Source organism: Vreelandella sp. EE27 (assembly GCF_968206495.1).
Genome location: NZ_OZ309109.1, coordinates 1,947,820 through 1,966,075 on the forward strand (window position 1 = coordinate 1,947,820; position 18,256 = coordinate 1,966,075).

The window sequence follows — 18,256 nt, forward strand, 5'->3', positions numbered from 1 at the left end:
CAATTAAAGCAATAATGTCGACGCCTCGGGGCAAGTAATTCATGGTTATTATAATTTAACCTTTTACTTGTTCAGTCACAGTTATCAAGGAACCCCCTATGTCACTCCTAAATGAATACATGCAGAAAGAGCAGCAGCTAAAGCAGCTGCAGGAAGATCTACAGCGTCTGGAAGGTGATCAGCGCCTTAAGAGCGAGCTCGAGTTTAAATCAAAGCTCGAAGCATTGATGAACGAGTTCAATAAGCGCCCGGCCGATGTCGTTGCGTTACTGGAACCTTCAAGCGACCAGCGCTCTTCCCAGAAAGCGGCGGCCCCGACCAATCGTCGCAAGCGTCGTCTTAAAGTGTACAAGAACCCGAACACCGGCGATGTCATTGAAACGCGTGGCGGAAACCATAAAGGGCTACGTGCATGGAAAGACGAGTACGGCGATGAGACCGTCGAATCCTGGCTCCAGCCGCAAGACAGCTAATTAAGAAAAGCCGGTGCCTTTTGAAGGCACCGGCTTTTTTTGTTCGAGTTAAGCATTGGATGCCCCAGGATTCTCTGAAAGCCCTTCAAGCGCAGACGAGCCAGCAAGCGTTTCTCGCAAAGACCCACAGCAGTAGACAGCTGAATCCATTCCAGCGCCTGCTGCGTAAGCACAGACACCTCTGCTATGCTTGAAAGAGGTTTGGGGCTACCTGCCACGCCTTGAGTACCTTGATAAGCATTTGTGAACGGGCCCAAGAGCTTTGAATCAACGTCTCTTTGCAGTGTTCTGACTTTGTCCTTAGCCCTTTGCCGTATGGTTTGAATGTCGCACGCTTCATTCAGTGTCAGATAAGTGTGAACGTGACAGTCACGGCTCGCTTTTTATGCGCTATAGTCGTTGTGCTGAAACGCCAAGATGAACGCTTTTCGCCCCTGCGGGCAGCCCATTTAATCCAGCGAAAAGCGGCTGGACAAGGTAGCGGCGACCTCAGCCTGTGTGATGCATTAAGTAGCTCATTCTTACCATTTAAAACGACTGCCAGTGCCACCATTATAAGACGTAGTAACGCTCACTGAGCCTGTAAGCCGTCATCAAGTATTTTGAGTATCAGTTAGCCGATTGGCTCGGCCGATTTAGAGTATTTACTGAAATTAACTTTTGTTAGTAAGCGCGATATTAAGTCGCACCCTCAAGCTAGACTTGCCGCACCATGAAGCTGCACATTTTCTTTTCTTAAGTAAGGTGTAAATGAAAGATCAATGAAATATCAAAAGGACTATAAGCAGGTGGACGAGCGCGACAAACTACGTAAGTTTCGCGAGCTTGACGATGCTTTCGCGCAGGCGTTACGTCAGCTGGAGAATCCAGACAATAGTTTTGATATTCCTACCGGCCCTCCGGTACGTTCGCTTAAAGACCTGGAAGAGCAGGATGAGAAAACCCGGGTCGAGGAACGCGAGCAGCTGTTTGGTGAGCGCTTGAAAGCCCTGTGTATCGAAAGCGGATATTCTGAGGAAAGTGTCAAAGCGCTCGTAGAGGCTTTGGTGAAAGGAGGACGCTGGGCTATGGATGAAACACCGTCGGTTACCCAGCCCACGGTCGAGCACAGCCTTAGCGGTAGCGATAAACCCGCAGGCTAGGTAGAAACGCCTCACTTTCCAGCTTTTCATCGCGGCGCTTGGCGCGGGTGCGCTGCTCCGGCACCTGAGGCGAGGGCGCCTTGATGTGCGGTAGGCGCGCTTGCTGGGCGGGCACGATCAGTGGCATGGCAATATTATGCGCCAGGCGTGTATGGCCATCCTGAAGTGGCTCGGTAAAGAACAGGTTCGCGCGCATCAATGGTGCCTGGGCTTGCACCCGGGCCAGCGTTTCGCCAGAAGGTATGCCGGCCAGTTTCTGAAGCTGAATGCGTATGTGAGGGGCATCGGTATCGAGTTGCAGCAGTTTTTTCTCCGCCTCTTGAACGCTCAGCTTTTTAATCGAACGCCCGCTCGTATACCAGGCCAGGCGCACCCGGGAGACCGGGGCCGGGGCGATAGGAATATGACGCCAACACTGCTTCAAGTGAAGGCGTGCCATACCGCTTTGGCGCAATACATCATCGACATGGGGATGGCGCTCCGGCAAGCGTTGCCGCGCCTCGCTCAAGGCGCTGGGTGAAAGCGCCTTGATACGCCTTATAAGCTCACTAATAGCGCTCTTGGCCTGGTTGACCTCGTCGATGGCTTCGAGAAGGTCGTCGCCTGCCGCGATCACGGCGATATAGTTACGCGTTTCGCGCCCGTCCTGGCCTTGCACATGCCACATATCCATCAGTGCATGGCGAAACCAGCACGCCTGCTCGCTTGTTCCTTCCAGTTGCCAGGTGGGCGGCTGGGCTCTCTCATAAAGCTCGGCGGCCTTTTCGATCGCAGCTATCAGCTGGTCGAAGCGGGAATCGAGCGCGTAAAAGAGGTGATACGCCGCGGGGGTATCGCTACTCATTGAGTGCCTTCATGAGAGCGGGGCGTCTTTATCGGCCTGGGCCAGCAGTGTTTCGATATCGGCTTCATCCATGGCCGATTCGCCACCAATGCGGTGGGATTCATCCGCCCAGGCACCAAGGTCGATCAACTGGCAGCGCTTGCTGCAAAACGGCCGATACGCACTTTCCGGCGTCCAGGGTACCTGGGTGGCGCATTGGGGGCAGGCTACTTCAAAAGGGGAATCGTTAGCGGGGGACATAAAACTCCTGCACGTTGATGCTCATATAGTGTTACTCAAATGCCGGTAGCGCTGGTCGAGAGTGGCGACTTGTTTTTCGAGCTGCTCGCAAGCGCTATCATTATCGACCACATCATCGGCGTTGGCCAAACGCTCTTCCCGAGAAAGCTGCGCGGCCAGGATCGCATTTATCTGCTCTTCGCTTACGTTATCCCGGCGCATGGTACGTTCGCGCTGGGTCTCGACGCTCACATCGACCACGAGCGTGCGCGCGACCAATGCCGCCTGTCCGGACTCGAATAGCAGCGGTGAAACCAGCAGTACGTAGGGCGAGTGCCGTTCGAGTGCTTCGAGATGCTCGACCAGACGCGTACGGATACGCGGGTGGGTAAAGGACTCGAGCCATTGACGCTCTGTGGCGTCGTTGAAAATCAGGGCGCGTAGCGCGGCCCGGTCGAGCGTGCCATCACCCTTGAGTATATGGCCGCCAAAGTGCTCGATGATGTCCGCAAGCGCTGGCTCACCGGGCATGACGATTTCCCGGGCGACGTCATCGGCATCGACAAACCCGATACCCCGCGCCTCGAACGCCCTGGCGACGGTCGATTTACCCGAGCCGATACCACCTGTTAAACCAATGATCATAAAACTATCTATCCAGCCCTGGTGGGGCTTGGTTAAAAGCTAAGCGCTGTGTAAAGCACGAACAGTTCGTCACCGGCGAGCAGGCACGTCCAGCCAGCCAGCGCCAAAAAGGGGCCAAAAGGCAGCGGCTTACCGCGCATGTTGGGAATCAGCCACTGGGCGAGCAAGCCTATGACCGCCCCCAGCCCCGCCGACACTACCAGCAAAAGGGGCAAGAACGCCCACCCCAGCCACGCGCCAAGGGCAGCCAGCAGCTTGAAGTCGCCATACCCCATGCCTTCCTTGCCGGTTATCAGCTTAAAGAGCCAGTAAAAACTCCAAAGAACGAGATAACCCGCCATGGCACCGATAACGGCACTTTGCAGCATGAACGGCTGGAACATCAGCTGGTAGATGAGGCCTAGCCAGAGAAGCGGCAGCGTCAGCGCATCGGGCAACAAGAAGGTACGAAAATCGATAACCGCCAGAGCGAGAAGTGTCAAACACGCGGCAAAGATGAACAGCGCGTTGAGCGTAAAACCAAAAAGTGCCAGCACCGCCACGGCCAGTAGCCCCCCGGCGAGTTCCACGAGCGGATACTGCGGGCTGATACGTGTTTGGCAATGCGCGCAGCGCCCCCGGCGCTTTAGCCATCCGACGACGGGCAGGTTATCGTGCCAGGCGATGGCCGCTTCGCAACGTGGGCACATGGAAGCGGGGACGGCGAGATTGAAGCGCGGGGCGGGTTCGAGGGGTAACTCCAAAGACGCCCGCGCCTCTTCGCGCCAGTGGCGCATCAGCATGACCGGAAGGCGGGTAATGACCACGTTCAAAAAACTGCCCAGGCAGAGTCCAACGATAAAAATGGCGCTATATAAAACGGCTGGCGGTAAACCCATGATGCTCCAGGCAAGCGGTTAAAGTGCGGTACCAATTTCGAAGATGGGCAGATACATGGAAACGACGACGCCGCCGACCAAAAGCCCCAGAACGACGATTATAACCGGTTCCATGAGTGAGGTAAGTGTGTCGACCTTGTTTTCCACTTCTTCTTCGTAATAGTCGGCCACTCGATTCAACATCGCATCCAGGGAGCCTGCTTCTTCGCCAATGCTTACCATTTGCACGGCTAGGGCCGGAAAACGGTTGGTCAGGCGCATGGCAAAATGCAGCTGTTGGCCGGTCGTCACGTCTTCGCGTACCTCGTTGATAGCCTTGATGTAGACCCGGTTGTCCGCCGCCCCGGAGGCGGTTTCCAGCCCCTCGATGAGCGGCACGCCGGAGCTAAAGGTCGTGGCAAGCGTTCTTGTAAAGCGTGACACCGCTGATTTGTGCAGTATGTCCCCCAGCACCGGTAGGCGAAGCAGGAACTGGTCGATGGCGTAGGCGACTTTATCCGAACGCCTGGCCGCCGCCTTGAGGAGCACGATTCCCCCCACGATCAGACCAAGAGTAGGTAGCCAGTAGGCCTGGGCGAGTTCCGAGAAGCGCACGGTCAACTGAGTGAGTACGGGAAGCTCGGCGCCAAAGCCCTGGAACATGCTTTCGAACTCGGGCACGACCATTACCAGCAAAATCATCGTCACGACCAGGCCGATGGTCATGACCGCAGCCGGGTACCAAAGCGCCTTTTTCACCCGGCTTTTCAGTGAAGCGACTTTTTCCTTGTAGAGGGCGATGCGTTCGAGCATTTGGTCGAGCGCCCCGGCCTGCTCGCCGGCGCTGACCAGGTTCACAAAGAGCCGGTCGAACTGCTTGGGGTGTCGGGCCATCGCCTGGGAAAGGCTGTCGCCGGAGGAGACATCGCGCATGATCTGCTGGGTCAGATCGACCATGGCCGGCTTTTTCATGCTCTCGGAAATGGCCTGGAGCGCCTGAAGAATCGGGATGCCTGCGCGCATCATGGTCGCCATTTGCCGGGCAAACAGCATGATGTCGACACTGGAGACGCTGCCGCGGCCGTTCAGGCTGCTGCGTTTTTGAATTTTTTGCGCGGTAATCCGTTGGCGTGCAAGCTGCTCGACGATTTCATCCTTGGTGCGGCCAATCAGCTCGCCCTTCATGACACGGTCTTTCGGGCCCTTGCCCTGCCATTTCCAGCGGTGCAAGGGAGCAAGTTTCGTGCGCGCTTTCGCTTTGGCCATCACCCTGGTTACTCCTTGCTGATACGGTTGACTTCTTCAAGGCTGGTGCTGCCATCCAGCACCCGACTCAAGCAGCTTTGATAGAGGCTTGGGTGGTCTTCCTGGCGGGCGAGCTTGTCGATTTCGAGCGCGTTGCCGTCGCGCATGATCAAGGTGCGCATGTCGTCGCTAATCGGCAGTACTTCGTAAATGCCCACGCGCCCTTTATAGCCCTGGGTGCACTGCTTGCAGCCCACCGCCTTGTAGATGGTGACGTTATCGAGCTGCGCCTGGCGGAAACCGGCTTTCAAAAGCGCCTCGTGAGGGATATCCGCCGGCGCCTTGCAGTTGGGGCAAAGCCTGCGTGCTAGCCGCTGAGCGATGATCAGCGTGACCGAGCTTGCGATGTTGTACGAGGCAACGCCCATATTGGCCAAGCGCGTCAGGGTTTCCGCCGCCGAGTTGGTGTGCACGGTCGAGAGCACCATGTGCCCGGTCTGCGCCGCCTTGACGGCGATCTCTGCGGTTTCGAGATCGCGAATCTCGCCCACCATGACCACGTCCGGGTCCTGGCGCAAAAACGCGCGCAGAGCGCTGGCAAAATTGAGCCCGATCTTGGGCAGCACGTTGACCTGGTTGATGCCCGACACCTTGATCTCGACCGGATCCTCGGCGGTACAGATATTGCGCTCGATCTGATTGAGCATATCGATACCGGTGTAGAGCGTTACGGTTTTACCGCTACCGGTGGGGCCGGTCACCAGGATCATGCCCTGGGGGCGTTTGAGGGCGGCTTCGTAATCCTTTTGTTGGCGTGCACTGAAGCCCAACTGCTCGATACCCAAGCGTATCGAGGAGGGGTCGAGTATCCGCAGCACCAGCTTTTCGCCGTACACGGTGGGGAGCGAGTTGACCCGGAAATCGATCGAGCGCGAGCGGGACAGCTGCAGCTTGATCGCCCCGTCCTGGGGAAGGCGGCGCTCGGAAATATCCAGTCGGGACATGATTTTCAAGCGCGCCGCAATCCGGTCGCGCATGGCAAACGGCGGCTTGGCGATCTCGATGAGCATGCCGTCGATACGAAAACGCACCCGGTACTGGGATTCGTAAGGCTCGAAGTGAATATCCGACGCGCCGCGGCTAATGGCATCCAGCAGCACCTTGTTGACGAACTTGACGACCGGCGCGTCCTCCTTGTTGACGCCGGTACTCTCGAGGGTGACCTCTTCGCCTTCCTCGTCGTGAACGATATTGAGCGCGCCTACGGAGTCGTCCACGCCGTCGAGCTCTTCGAGCAGGCTGCGCTCGTTCTGAGCCACGTACTGAATCAGGTGGCTGCGTATTTGCTCCGCCGGTGCCAGTACGCCCTCGACGCTCAAGTTGGTGGCAAACTGCAGTTCATCTAGCTGGGTGAGCGTGGCCGGGTAAGGCACCGCCACGGTGAGCCGGTGGCCGTGGCGCGCCAGCGGCAACGCGTTCAGCTTGTTGAGTATCTTGATAGGGTATTCGTTGGCGGGGGGTAGGGCGCTTAACTTGACCGCCTCGAGATCCACCACCGGTAGCCCGTACTCCCAGGCCGCTGCTAGCACCGCATCGGTCGAATCCACCAGCCCGCTTTCTACCACATGCTGTAGAAACGAAAGATCGAGCTCGGCGGAGGACTCGTCCGCCACCTCGGCTTGAGCCCGGGTCAGCACTTCATGGGCAACCAGGCGCCTGGCAATACCGCTTAATTTAAGCCCCGTGGCGGGCTCGTCAAAGGCAGAAGAGGTCATAGAATCTCGCAACGCGTGCGTTTGGGCAGCAAGAATACTTAACTGCCATTAAAAACTACTATAATGCACGCTTTGCCGTCATCATAAAGAGGGAATAGCGCTCAAAAAAGGCTTATAAAGCTAGTTGTCAGCTCTTCCCCGCCAGGCTACTGTGATCCCCACATGGGCTAAACATTTTTAGCCCCAAAAAAACGACATATTCAAAGGGACACACCGAATGCAAATTCCAAACGCAACACAGCTAAAACGCTACCACCAGAGCGGTTTTACGCTGATCGAGCTGCTGATCGTAGTGGCGATCATCGGTATTCTGGCGGCGGTGGGTGTGCCTCAGTATGGTAATTACTTGGATCGTTCTGAGCGTAGTGCTTGTATGTCGGAGCTGAGTTCGTTTCGTTCGTTGGCGATGGCGACTGCAACGGTAGGTGGTAGTACGAGTACCGATACACCTGAAATATATAATTTCCAGTTTGAATCTTGTGGCGAGTTAGAGTCATCAGATATTAACGATACAGGCACCAAAGATACTCTTGTAGACCTGTTCGTGAATACCCCTGACACTGCTGAGACTAGTAGTACAGTAGAAACGCGTAATCGTGAACAGGATGTGTTCGTTACCAACCGTGGTCGAATTGCTGCAGAAAACCCCGTTACTACTGCGGGTCAGGGTAACTCCGGTAATGGTTAAGTTTTCTGGTAGTGGGTTTAAACTCAATTAAGATGTTATTGAAAAGCTGCCCAAGGGCAGCTTTTTTATTGTCATGACAACGACATGAAACCGCCTTAATATAAAGATTTAATTCGATTCGCCAAGGAGACCCCATGCCCGCCACATTACAAGCCCGCCTGAAAGAAGCTGTACGAATCGCCAAGGAGGCGGGGCGGATGATAAGCGAGGCGCGGGCCGAGCAGCGTTTCGATCAGCGCTTAAAGCAAGGCATCGAGCTGGTCACCGATGTGGACGTGGCGGTGGATACCTTTATCAGCGAAGAGCTTTCCAAACACTTCCCCGGTGAAGCGCAGCTTAGTGAAGAGCTGAGCCCAGAGAAGGGGTTGGAAGCGAAGGAGCCGCTGTGGGTCGTGGATCCTATCGACGGCACGGTGAACTTCGCCCAGGGGCTTCGCCATGTGGCGGTCTCCATTGCCTGGCTCGAGCAGGGCGTGGGCAAGGTCGGTGTGGTGCACGCGCCGTTTTTGGATGAAACCTTCACCGCGGTCCAGGGCGGCGGGGCGTACCTGAACGGTCAGCCCATCGAGCCAAGTAAGGCCAGTGATCTGGCAGCGACCCTGGTCGGAACCGGCTTTCCCTACGACAGGGCTGAGCGCAAAGCGCTAATGCCGCGCCTGGAGGCCGTGTTAACGAATTGCCAGGATATCCGCCGAAACGGCGCCGCGGCGCTGGATATCTGCGATATCGCCTGCGGGCGGCTGGACGCCTACTTCGAGACCGTCTCGCCCTGGGATTTTGCCGCCGGCTGGGTGATCGCACGCGAGGCGGGCGCCTCGCTTGGCCGTTTGGTCGAAGTACCCGAGGGGCTCTCGGCGGACCTGTACCCTGAAGAGCTTCTGATCACGGCCCCCGGCGTTTTCAACGAGATGGCGTCGCTTCTCAAGGGCGTGTCGTAAGCGTTTGGCCAAGCATTTGAAAAGAAAGCCTAAAAAGGACTTTTCATTTACGCCATTAAACGCTAGTATACGCACCGTCTTGAGGCGATAAGTCAGCGCTTTAAAAGTGCCGGTCCCAAAAGACATCGGAGTGTGGCGCAGCTTGGTAGCGCGTTGCAATGGGGTTGCAAAGGTCGCAGGTTCGAATCCTGTCACTCCGACCAAAATACGAAAACCGCCGCTACGGGTTACCCCGAGCGGCGGTTTTTTTTATGCCTGATCAAAAACGCTCGTTAATGTCTTTGATCTCGTTGGGGCGGCGTTGGGCGCCGCCAGGGCGAGTGCCTGGTTGTTGGCCTGGGCGGCTCGCGGCGTTACCCCGATACTTGTCCCAGGCGTTTTTCGCCTTTTGCCGGTTGGCGGGCTTTCGTAGCCAGTTGAAGAGCGCCAGCAGTATCCACTTACGCATGATGACCTCCAGAGACGCTGATTCCGGGCGAACGTGCTGAATCAAAAAAGCCGCCGCTTAAAGCAAGCGGCGGCCCTTCGCGTTCGGCGGGCTTATTCTTGCTGGGCGCGGTGGTCGGCCAGGGCGGTGGTGACCGCTTCTTCCCATTGGCCGGCGTCGATACCCCAGTGCTCCATCTCCGATTCATCCGGCGCGCCTTCGGCGGCGGCTTCGAGCTCTTCCGGCGAATGGGCCTCGAAGCAGTGTTTAGCGAATGCTTTGGTCGGGCCTTCCTGAAGCTGGTTGATCATTTCCATTGGGTCGTATCCTTTCCTTATGGGTGCTTAATAGCGGGTATGAATCAGTATAGTAATTAGCCAGCACTTTGCGCTAAATGTTCCACGCGGACTAGACAAATACCTCGGTGAGAATTTTAACCGCGATACCGGCCAGTAGCAGCATGATCAGCTTATCGAACCACGCAAATGGCAGGCGCTTGCCAAGGGCGGCGCCCAGCGGCATGCCCAGCGCAATCACGGCGAATGCCGCCAGGCTATAGGCGCCAAGCTCGAGGGTTAGAATACCCGTGGCCAGCAGTGCCGGTATTTGGGCCAGCGTAATGGCGCAGAAAAATACCGAGATCGAGCCAATGAACACGCGCCGCTCGAGTCGCATGGCGTTTAAAAAGGTAATCGAGGCCGGCGCCGACATGCCCGCCGCCCCCTGAAGTATGCCGCCGACTAGCCCCACCGGCAGTACGAGCCGGTCGGCCATCGCCATCGAAAGCGCCATCTTCCCCCTCAGTAGCTTGATCACGAGATAAAGCACGATCGCCCCGGCCACGCCTAATGACAGCGTATCGTGAGAGAGCGCTACCAGCCCCCAGGTACCCAAGACGATCCCCGCGCAGCCTGCCAGCGAGAACACCATCAAAAACCGAGTCGGCAGCAGGTGGCGGCGGTGCTGCCAGGCCTGGAGGGCGTTACTGAACAGGTTGGAGGCCACCAGTAGCGCGATGGCCGTCTGCACGTTGTAAAGCATGGTAAACACCGGCACGACGATGACCGGCACGCCGGAGCCGATCGCGCCTTTCACCACTCCGGCTATCAATAGCGTGAATAGCGCGATGATCACGGGTTCATCCTGTATGTCATGCGTTCAAGATCAGTTTTCGAGCACGTAGCAGGGCGTATAGGGCTCGCCGTCGAGCTTCATGCGCCCCTGGGCGACGAAGGAGCTCAAAAGCTCGTCCAGGCGGCGCATGAGCTCCGGCTCGGCGGAGAGCACGAAAGGACCATGGGCCTTGATGGCGCGAATACCCGGCTCTTTCACGTTACCCGCCACGATGCCGGAAAATGCCCGGCGCAGGTTGGCGGCCAGTTCGTGAGTGGGCTGGTCGCGATGCAGAGCAAGGTTCTTCATCGCTTCGTGGGTCGGCTCGAAGGGGGCCTGGAACTCGCGGGCGATGTTGAGACGCCAGTTGAAATAGAAAGCGTCCTGATGCTCGCGGCGAAATTGAGCGATCTCGTCGATGCCTTCACGCATGCGCCGGGCGACGGACACCGGGTCGCCGGTAATGATGGTGTAGTAGCGGCGAATCTCCTCGCCCAGGGTGTACACCAAAAACTCGTCGATTTTCTCGAAGTAGGCGGCAGAGGCGGCTGGGCCTGTGAAAATGAGCGGGAAGGGCGTGTCGCTGTTTTTCGGGTGTAGCAGAATACCCAGTAGGTACAGGATCTCTTCCGCGGTGCCCACACCGCCGGGGAAAATGATGATGCCGTGACCCAGGCGCACGAAGGCCTCGAGGCGCTTTTCGATATCCGGCATGACCACCAGTTCGTTGACGATCGGGTTCGGCGCTTCCGCGGCGATGATGCCGGGCTCGGAGATCCCCAAATAACGCCCCCCTTTACGCCGCTGCTTGGCGTGGGCCACATTGGCGCCTTTCATGGGGCCTTTCATCGCCCCGGGCCCGCACCCGGTGCAGATATCCATTTCGCGCAGACCCAGGTGATAGCCCACGTCCTTGGAGTAGTCGTACTCTTCGCGGGAAATCGAGTGCCCGCCCCAGCACACCACCAGGCTCGGGTCGAGCTGGGGCTTTAACGTGCCGGCCTTGCGCAGAATATGGAAAACCGCGTTGGTCGTGCCTTCGCCGGTGGTCAGGTCGAAGCGGTCCTGGCGCTGAATTTCGCTATACACGTAGACGATGTCGCGAAGGATCGACGAAAGATGTTCGCGAATACCGCGAATCATGTGGCCATCGACGAAGGCTTCCGCCGGGGCGTTGGTCAGCTTCAGCCGAATGCCGCGGTCCTGCTGAAGCACTTCGATGTCGAAATCCTTGTAAGCCTCCATGATCGCCAGGCTGTCGTCCGAGGGACGCCCGCAGTTGAGCACTGCCAGCGCGCAGCGGCGAAGCAAGTCGTGAAGCCCGGTTTGAGAGGTGCTTTGCAGGCGATAGACCTCTTGTTGAGAGAGCACCTCGAGGCTGCCTTCAGGGGAAATCGTGCTGGAAATCGTAGGGCGCGGGGCCAGGGCTTGGTTCATTCGTGTAACGTTCTCTGGGTGAATAACAATGACTTGCCCTACTATCACCCAAGCGAATGGCTACGTGCAAGGCGCCTCGGCGTGCCAGATATGCTAATCTTGACCGTTTTGGTGTTCGCGTTTGAAACACCATACGTTACTTTTGCTATGGCGCTCATCATGTTCAATGCCCACTACTTTCGAACCTTTATTACGCTGGTGGAAACCGGTAGCTTTACGCGCACCGCGCGCCGCCTGGAAATGACTCAGCCAGGCGTCAGCCAGCACGTTCGAAAACTCGAAGGGTATCTTGATAAAACGCTGATCGAGCGCAAGGGAAAAAGCTTTACCCTGACCGAGTCCGGCCGGCGCGCCTACGACTATGCCCTGAAGCTGTTTGCCGAGCACGAGCAATTTCGCCACGCCCTGGACGATGACCTGATCGACAGCGGTGAGTGCCGGATCGCCTCGCCAGGAAGCGTCGGGCTCATGCTCTATCCGTTCATTTTGGGCCAGCAGCAAATGCACCCGAACCTTACGGTGAGCTATAGCTTCGCCTTCAATCATGAAATCGTCGGGGACCTGCTGGATGGTCGCTACGATATCGGTATCGCCACCGAGCAGGTCAAAAGCGCCGAAGTCTCCTGCGAGGTGTGGCATAAAGAGCCGCTTTGTCTGGTGGTGCCGGCAGACTTTGCCGGGACTACGCTGGCCGAGCTGATGGGGCTTGGTTTTATCAACTATTACGACGGTATCAATCACGCTAACTACCTGCTGCGCGCCAACTTCCCCGACGAGTTTCGCTCCATGAGCCACTTTCGCCATCAGGGCTTTACCAACGAGGTGAGCATGGTGCTCGACGCCGTGGCCCGGGGGCTTGGCTTTACCGTGGTGTCACGGCTGGTGCTCGAAACCTCGCCCTGGCAGCGCCAGGTGAGGGCCTTGTCGCTCCCCGTTGCCGTGGATGAGGTGCTTTACGTGCTGACCCGGCGGGATTCGACGCCGCCCAAACGCTACGAAAAGCTGCTCAACGGCTTCAAACAGCAGCGTCTGCAGGAAATCGCCCAGTAGCGCCAGGCACTGAAACCTATAAAAAAGCCCCGGGATGCTCGTATCCCGGGGCTTTTTTGAGAGTGCGCTAAACGTTTTTTTGGCCTGGGGGCGCTTTAGTTACGGTAGTCATCGATGCTGGGGCAGGAGCAAATCAACTGACGATCGCCCAGCACGTTATCGACCCGGTTGACCGTCGGCCAGTACTTCGCCGCCATCACCGCCTCGGAGGGGAAGGCGCCCAGGGTGCGGTCATAAGGCCGCGCCCATTCGCTGTCGGCCAGGTCGCGCTGAGTGTGCGGCGCATTGACCAGCGGGTTGTTCGCAAGCGGCCACTCGCCGCTCTCGACGCGTTTGATCTCCTCGCGAATCGCGATCATCGCATCGCAGAAGCGGTCGATCTCGAAAAGCGACTCCGACTCGGTGGGCTCGATCATCAGCGTGCCCGGCACCGGGAACGACATGGTTGGGGCGTGGAAGCCGTAGTCCATGAGGCGCTTGGCGATATCCTCTTCGGAAATGCCGGAAGTCTGTTTCAGCGGGCGAATATCGATGATGCACTCATGGGCCACGGTGCCGTTTTGCCCGCGGTAGAGAATCGGGTAACTCTCTGCCAGGCGCTTGGCGATGTAATTGGCGTTGAGAATGGCAAACTCGGTGGCTTCACGAAGCCCCCGGGCGCCCATCATCTTGATGTAGGCCCAGGAGATCGGCAGGATCGAGGCGCTGCCGAAGGCCGCGGCGGCCACCGCGCCGCCTTCGGTTTTCACGCCGTTGATCGGGGTGACCACGTGGTTGGCAACGTAAGGCGCCAGGTGCGCTTTCACGCCGATGGGGCCCATGCCCGGGCCGCCGCCACCGTGGGGAATGCAAAACGTCTTGTGCAGGTTCAGGTGCGATACGTCGCCACCGAAATCGCCGGGGCGGGTAAGCCCGACCTGGGCGTTCATGTTGGCGCCATCGACGTAGACCTGGCCGCCGTTTTCGTGAACCACCTCGCACACCTTGCGTACGTGGGATTCGAACACCCCGTGGGTCGACGGGTAGGTGATCATCACCGCCGAGAGGCGATCCTTGTGCTGCTCGGCCTTTTGGATCAAGTCGTCGAGGTCGATGTTGCCTTGCTTGTCGCACTCGACTACGACCACGTCCATGCTGACCATGGCGGCGGAGGCCGGGTTGGTGCCGTGGGCGGAGCTTGGGATCAAGCAGACGTTGCGGTGGCCTTCACCGTTGGCCGCCTGGTAGCGGCGGATGGCCAGAAGCCCCGCGTATTCGCCCTGGGCGCCGGAGTTGGGCTGCATCGAAACGTGATCGTAGCCGGTGATCTCAACCAAAAACGCGGCAAGCTCGTCGATCATCTGATGATAACCCGCGACCTGATCCCGCGGGGCGAAGGGGTGCAGTTGGGCAAAGGCCGGCCAGGAAATCGGCAGCATTTCGCTGGTGGCGTTGAGCTTCATGGTACAAGAGCCCAGCGGAATCATCGCGTGGGCGAGCGACAAATCCTTGTTCTCCAGGCGCTTCAAGTAGCGAAGCATTTCGGTTTCGCTACGGTAGCGGTGGAACGTGGGATGCGTCAGGAAATCGCTTTCGCGGCGGTACGCATCAGGAATGCCTGAAAGAGCGCTTTCGAACAGCTGGTCTTCGAGCGACGGAATCGATAGGCCGTGCTCGTCGCCCAGGATCACGTCGAACAGCGCCGCCAGGTCGTGAGCGGTGGTGGTCTCGTCCAGGCTTACGCCGATGTCGCCATTGTCGAAGTAGTGCAGGTTGATATCAACAGTCATCGCCCGGCCGTGGATCTTGCCCGCATCCACGCCGGTCAGGCGAAGCGTATCGAACCAGCTTTCACTTTCTAGCGCCACGCCGGCCTGTTTCAAGCCCTGAGCCAGCAGCGAGGTGAGACGGTGAACCCGGGCGGCGATTTTACGCAGGCCCTCGGCGCCGTGATAGGTCGCGTAGAAGCCGGCGATGTTGGCCAAAAGCGCCTGGGCGGTACAGATGTTGGAGGTCGCTTTCTCGCGGCGTATGTGTTGTTCGCGGGTCTGCATCGCCATGCGCAGCGCCGTGTTGCCCCGGCTGTCCTGGGAGACGCCGATGATACGCCCGGGAATCGAGCGCTTGAGCTTGTCCGAGGTGGCAAAAAACGCCGCGTGAGGGCCACCAAAGCCCATGGGCACGCCAAAGCGCTGGGAGTTGCCGACCACGATGTCGACGCCCATCGCGCCCGGTTCTTTCAAGAGCACCAGGCTCAAAAGGTCCGTGGCCACGCAGGTCATGATGCCGCGCTCTTTGGCTGCGCTTACGAGGGGCTCGAGCGCGGTGATGGCTCCGCTTGCGCCGGGGTACTGAAGCAGCGCACCGAACACGTCGTGCTCGGCGAGGGTGTCGGCCGGGCCGGTAATCAGCTCGAAGCCAAAACATTCGGCGCGGGTTTTGACGACGTCGAGGGTTTGCGGGAAAACGTCGTCGGCAACGAAAAAGGCGTTGGACTTGCTCTTCTTGTTGGCGCGTTTGCAAAGCGCCATGGCTTCCGCGGCGGCGGTGGCTTCATCGAGCAGCGACGCGTTGGCAAGCTCCATACCGGTCAGGTCCATCACCACCTGTTGGAAGTTCAGAAGTCCTTCGAGTCGGCCCTGGGAAATTTCCGGCTGGTAAGGCGTGTAAGCGGTGTACCAGCCCGGGTTTTCCAACACGTTACGCTGAATGACCGCGGGCAGGTGGGTGTTGTAATACCCCTGGCCGATGTAGCTTTTGGCGACCTTGTTCTGGCGCGCCAGCTGGCTTAGGTAACCGAGCGCTTCGGCTTCGCTTTGCGGCTCGTCGAGGGCGAGCTCGCGGTCTAGTCGGATATCCCCCGGCACGGTTTGCTCGATCAGGTCCTCGATGCGCTTCATGCCGAGCGCGCTCAGCATGGTCGCGGCATCGCGCTCGTTAGGGCCGTTATGGCGTTTGATAAAAGCATCGTGATCGGCCAGTTCGGCCAAGCGGCGAGTTTCAAAGGACATGAGAAGATTCCAGACGTAATGGGAAGACCGTGCGGGGCAAAACCTAAGCGCCTGCGTAGGCAGGCGCTTGAAAATCACTCGTCGGCCAGCGTTGCCTGATAGGCGTCGGCATCGAGAAGATCGTCGAAGTCCTGGTCGCTGACCCGGACTTTCATGATCCAGCCGCCATCATAAGGCGCTTCGTTGACGGTCTCCGGTGCGTCTTCGAGCGCATCGTTCACCTCGATTACATCCCCATCCACCGGCGCGTAAAGATCCGAGGCGGCCTTGACCGACTCGATCACACCAAACTCTTCACCCTTGGTGAGCGTTTGGCCGATCTCGGGAAGCTCGACGAATACCACGTCGCCAAGTGCTTGCTGAGCGTGGTCGGTGATACCGATCGTGACGGTGCCATCTTCGTGGTCAAGCACCCATTCGTGGCTTTTGGCGTAGCGAAGATTCGCAGGAAGATTGCTCATGTCGTATCCCTATTAAACGGTTGTCCAAGCCAAAACATACTAGCGCTTGTTGGGGGCCTTAGCGACCCCTTCAAACGCGCTGGCCGATAGCGCTATGGTACCGTGTTTCTCATAGGAAACAAATTTCTATAGCGTGGCATGAGTAGAGGCCCACTGCGTTTTTATTTACCTGGAAACGCCATGCTATTTAATAGAATCAACCACTTCACCCTGATTTTGCCCAGCGAAAGCGTCAAGTCCATGGCAAGCCAACGGGAAAATAGTGTAAAACAGGGTTATCGGCCGTTTAGCCGAGTAACGAACGCTTACGCGCTATACACGCTCCGGAATCGGCGCTTCTAACGTGGCAAAGCATCACCGTCTCGATCCGGAGTTTGCCAGGTGTGCTCGAAGGCGGGCCGACTTTTTGGGCGTATCGGATATCGACACCATCACGACACCATAATGACATCGAATAAACATGCATTCCTGAAATGCTCAAGGGTAAGGAGAACGACGTGGAAACGCTAACAACTGTGGTCGAGGCCGTTAACGGGGTCGTGTGGGGGCCGTTAATGCTCATCCTGCTGCTCGGTGTGGGGCTTTATCTTCAGGCGGGCTTGAAGCTCATGCCGATCCGTAAGCTCGGTACCGGCTTCAAACTGATGTGGCAAGGGCGTGATGCCAAGCGCGGCAAGGGAGGCGAGCAAACGACCGACGACGGCGAAATTTCGCCTTTCAACGCGTTGATGACGGCGCTTTCGGCCACTGTAGGCACGGGCAATATCGCCGGTGTGGCCACCGCGATCGCCCTCGGTGGGCCGGGGGCGGTGTTTTGGATGTGGATTACCGCCCTGGTCGGCATGGCGACCAAATTCGCCGAAGCGGTGCTCGCCGTTCGCTACCGTGAAACCGATAGCAACGGCTACCACCTGGGCGGGCCGATGTTCTACATCAAAAATGGTTTGGGCAGAAAGTGGCTGTGGCTGGGTATCTTGTTTGCCTTCTTTGGCGCGGTGGCGGCCTTCGGCATCGGTAATACCGTGCAGTCGAACTCCGTTGCAGACGCCATGGACGCTACCTTCGGCGTGCCACACTGGCTGACCGGCGTGGTGATCATGGTGTTGGCTGGCGCGGTCATTCTGGGCGGCATCAAGCGTATCGCCAAAGTGGCGGGTAAGCTCGTGCCCATTATGGGGATCGCTTACGTGCTGGCGGGGGTGGTGGTACTGATCGTCAACGCCGACCAGGTCGGTGAAGCCTTTAGGCTGATTTTCTACTACGCCTTCAACCCCATGGCGGCGGCCGGTGGTTTTGCCGGGGCGGCGGTCATGGCGGCGATCCGTTTTGGTGTGGCGCGCGGTATTTTCTCCAACGAAGCGGGGCTCGGTAGCGCGCCGATCGCCCACGCGGCGGCGCAAACCAAAAACCCGGTCCGCCAGGGGTTGATCGCCATGCTGGGGACGTTTATCGATACCATCGTGGTGTGCACCATCACCGCACTTGTGATCCTGACCTCTTCGGTATGGCTCGAAGGGGAAGAAGGGGCCTCGCTGACGGCGCTTTCTTTCGATGCGGCGCTCCCCGGTTTTGGTAACCAGATCGTGGCGATTGCGCTGGCGGTGTTTGCGTTCACCACGATTCTGGGCTGGTCGTTCTACGGCGAGAAGTGTTTCCAGTTTCTCTTCGGTACGCGCTCGATCATGCTTTACCGGGTGCTGTTCGTGCTGGCGCTGCCGCTTGGCGCGATGGCCCAGCTGGGCTTTATCTGGCTGATGGCGGACACGTTCAATGCGCTCATGGCCATTCCCAACCTGATCGCGCTGGCGCTGCTGTCGCCGGTGGTGTTCAAACTGGCCAAGGACTATTTCGCCGGTAAGGACGTGCTGCCCGGCGAAGCGCTGGATCACGACAAGTAAGGGTTGAACGATCTAACCCCCAATACGAGCCGGGAAGCGACGTTTGCTTGCCGG

Annotated in this window: 18 protein-coding genes and 1 tRNA gene; 7 read left to right on the plus strand and 12 right to left on the minus strand. The window is 58.2% G+C overall.

The window, feature by feature from the left end; genetic code table 11:
- The first annotated feature begins 98 nt into the window (after positions 1–98).
- Both ACWHVV_RS09320 and ACWHVV_RS09325 read left to right on the plus strand, forming a co-directional pair.
- The gene (locus ACWHVV_RS09320) at positions 99–473 is read left to right on the plus strand and encodes a histone-like nucleoid-structuring protein, MvaT/MvaU family (RefSeq protein WP_447896090.1); all 375 of its coding nucleotides are present in this window, start codon (positions 99–101) and stop codon (positions 471–473) included.
- A 761-nt stretch (positions 474–1,234) separates the two neighbouring features.
- Entirely contained in the window at positions 1,235–1,615 is a 381-nt protein-coding gene (locus tag ACWHVV_RS09325) for a hypothetical protein (RefSeq protein WP_447929072.1), read from the plus strand.
- On the opposite strand, the gene ACWHVV_RS09330 is transcribed toward ACWHVV_RS09325, so the two are convergent.
- Genes ACWHVV_RS09330 through pilB form a run of 6 tightly spaced genes read right to left on the minus strand, consistent with a single transcriptional unit; the run spans position 1,587 to position 7,200 of the window.
- The gene (locus tag ACWHVV_RS09330; protein WP_447929073.1) at positions 1,587–2,459 is read right to left on the minus strand and encodes a DNA replication terminus site-binding protein; all 873 of its coding nucleotides are present in this window, start codon (positions 2,457–2,459) and stop codon (positions 1,587–1,589) included. The genes ACWHVV_RS09325 and ACWHVV_RS09330 overlap by 29 nt on opposite strands.
- Before the next feature lie 9 nt (positions 2,460–2,468).
- Positions 2,469–2,699: a DNA gyrase inhibitor YacG gene (gene yacG, locus ACWHVV_RS09335; protein WP_447929074.1), complete on the minus strand. Its 231-nt coding sequence runs from the start codon at positions 2,697–2,699 to the stop codon at positions 2,469–2,471.
- Between the two features lie 21 nt (positions 2,700–2,720).
- On the minus strand, positions 2,721–3,323 hold the full coding sequence (gene coaE / locus ACWHVV_RS09340) for a dephospho-CoA kinase (protein WP_447929075.1): 603 nt from the start codon (positions 3,321–3,323) through the stop codon (positions 2,721–2,723).
- 32 nt (positions 3,324–3,355) lie between these two features.
- Positions 3,356–4,201 carry a prepilin peptidase gene (locus ACWHVV_RS09345; protein ID WP_447929076.1) on the minus strand — a complete coding sequence of 282 codons (846 nt, stop codon included), beginning with the start codon at positions 4,199–4,201 and terminating at the stop codon, positions 3,356–3,358.
- 18 nt (positions 4,202–4,219) lie between these two features.
- Positions 4,220–5,446 (minus strand): type II secretion system F family protein, encoded by a 1,227-nt coding sequence (locus ACWHVV_RS09350; RefSeq protein ID WP_447929077.1) that lies wholly within the window; start codon positions 5,444–5,446, stop codon positions 4,220–4,222.
- 8 nt (positions 5,447–5,454) lie between these two features.
- Positions 5,455–7,200 carry a type IV-A pilus assembly ATPase PilB gene (gene pilB / locus ACWHVV_RS09355; RefSeq protein ID WP_447896097.1) on the minus strand — a complete coding sequence of 582 codons (1,746 nt, stop codon included), beginning with the start codon at positions 7,198–7,200 and terminating at the stop codon, positions 5,455–5,457.
- 217 nt (positions 7,201–7,417) lie between these two features.
- Between pilB and ACWHVV_RS09360 the strand changes: the two genes are divergently transcribed.
- From ACWHVV_RS09360 to ACWHVV_RS09370, 3 genes are all read left to right on the plus strand, one after another.
- A complete protein-coding gene (locus ACWHVV_RS09360; protein WP_447929078.1) occupies positions 7,418–7,888 on the plus strand; it encodes a pilin in 471 nt (156 codons plus the stop codon).
- 134 nt (positions 7,889–8,022) lie between these two features.
- Positions 8,023–8,826, plus strand: a complete 804-nt coding sequence (locus ACWHVV_RS09365; protein WP_447929079.1) for an inositol monophosphatase family protein — start codon at positions 8,023–8,025, stop codon at positions 8,824–8,826.
- Positions 8,827–8,952: 126 nt separating this feature from the next.
- Positions 8,953–9,029: transfer RNA gene (locus tag ACWHVV_RS09370), tRNA-Pro, on the plus strand.
- 56 nt (positions 9,030–9,085) lie between these two features.
- Here ACWHVV_RS09370 and ACWHVV_RS09375 read toward each other — a convergent pair.
- The 4 genes from ACWHVV_RS09375 to ppnN all read right to left on the minus strand — a co-directional run bounded on the left by ACWHVV_RS09375 (position 9,086) and on the right by ppnN (position 11,803).
- On the minus strand, positions 9,086–9,274 hold the full coding sequence (locus ACWHVV_RS09375) for a hypothetical protein (protein WP_447929080.1): 189 nt from the start codon (positions 9,272–9,274) through the stop codon (positions 9,086–9,088).
- 92 nt (positions 9,275–9,366) lie between these two features.
- Entirely contained in the window at positions 9,367–9,570 is a 204-nt protein-coding gene (locus tag ACWHVV_RS09380; protein WP_447896101.1) for a hypothetical protein, read from the minus strand.
- Positions 9,571–9,661: 91 nt separating this feature from the next.
- Positions 9,662–10,387 (minus strand): sulfite exporter TauE/SafE family protein, encoded by a 726-nt coding sequence (locus ACWHVV_RS09385; protein ID WP_447929081.1) that lies wholly within the window; start codon positions 10,385–10,387, stop codon positions 9,662–9,664.
- Positions 10,388–10,417: 30 nt separating this feature from the next.
- Positions 10,418–11,803, minus strand: a complete 1,386-nt coding sequence (gene ppnN / locus ACWHVV_RS09390; protein WP_447929082.1) for a nucleotide 5'-monophosphate nucleosidase PpnN — start codon at positions 11,801–11,803, stop codon at positions 10,418–10,420.
- A 159-nt stretch (positions 11,804–11,962) separates the two neighbouring features.
- On the opposite strand from ppnN, the gene ACWHVV_RS09395 reads away from it, so the two are divergent.
- On the plus strand, positions 11,963–12,853 hold the full coding sequence (locus tag ACWHVV_RS09395) for a LysR family transcriptional regulator (RefSeq protein WP_447929083.1): 891 nt from the start codon (positions 11,963–11,965) through the stop codon (positions 12,851–12,853).
- A 95-nt stretch (positions 12,854–12,948) separates the two neighbouring features.
- Here the strand turns inward: ACWHVV_RS09395 and gcvP are convergent, their stop codons facing one another.
- The gene (gene gcvP, locus ACWHVV_RS09400; RefSeq protein WP_447929084.1) at positions 12,949–15,843 is read right to left on the minus strand and encodes an aminomethyl-transferring glycine dehydrogenase; all 2,895 of its coding nucleotides are present in this window, start codon (positions 15,841–15,843) and stop codon (positions 12,949–12,951) included.
- A 74-nt stretch (positions 15,844–15,917) separates the two neighbouring features.
- A complete protein-coding gene (gene gcvH, locus ACWHVV_RS09405; RefSeq protein WP_447528811.1) occupies positions 15,918–16,304 on the minus strand; it encodes a glycine cleavage system protein GcvH in 387 nt (128 codons plus the stop codon).
- 497 nt (positions 16,305–16,801) lie between these two features.
- On the opposite strand from gcvH, the gene ACWHVV_RS09410 reads away from it, so the two are divergent.
- Positions 16,802–18,202 carry an alanine/glycine:cation symporter family protein gene (locus ACWHVV_RS09410; RefSeq protein ID WP_447929085.1) on the plus strand — a complete coding sequence of 467 codons (1,401 nt, stop codon included), beginning with the start codon at positions 16,802–16,804 and terminating at the stop codon, positions 18,200–18,202.
- The last annotated feature ends 54 nt before the right edge of the window (positions 18,203–18,256 follow it).